The organism is Facilibium subflavum, assembly GCF_003574485.1.
Lineage (GTDB): Bacteria > Pseudomonadota > Gammaproteobacteria > Francisellales > Francisellaceae > Facilibium > Facilibium subflavum.
Genome location: NZ_QLIT01000266.1, coordinates 1 through 639 on the forward strand (window position 1 = coordinate 1; position 639 = coordinate 639).

The 639-nt window shown below is 38.8% G+C and carries 1 protein-coding gene; it reads right to left on the bottom strand.

The window, feature by feature from the left end; translation table 11 throughout:
- Positions 1-128: 128 nt before the first annotated feature.
- Positions 129-639, bottom strand: a 511-nt coding sequence (locus DNK84_RS12980) for an IS1634 family transposase (RefSeq protein WP_208123336.1), incomplete at its 5' end; no start/stop codon positions are given.

The window sequence follows — 639 nt, forward strand, 5'->3', positions numbered from 1 at the left end:
CCTTCAAGAACTTCTCATTCATTCTGCCTGGTTGGTCACATAAATATTTTCAGTGCAGTCATTCCCGCCAAGCGAGGATGACGTTGATGCACACTTCTACATACATTGAGCACCTCTAATTTTTATTTTCAAACTTTTTCCAAATGATAAATTTCCTGCACATCAGTGTAGAAGAATTCTAAGATTTTCCTTTTGATATCTGTAATACCGGTAATTTGCTGTAGTATTTGACCTTTGACAGCAATATAAACGACATGTACCCCTTCTAACATTTGAAATACCCACCTCATCGTCGGATTCGTGACAGGCTGGTTGATCTGATTCGGCAGCGTTTCATTACGAATGGCCAACTGCTCACGTAAATGCTTTTGAGCCACTGAATAAATAAGCAGTGATAATGTCATGACCATCAGCAATGACATTATCCTGGCAGGTTTTTTAACAAAAAAAGATGAGACAAAAAACTGTGGGTCTTTTAAAAATCTGAAGCCTCGCTCAACACTGTTATTCTGGTTTTTATAAGCCTCTAAAACCTCCTTCGCACTTAACTCATCTGCCACTGTGTTTGTTCCAATAACATAGCACGAACGCTGGTTAAGTTTATGTGCTTTTACGGCTTCTAACATAACAGGATTCGCT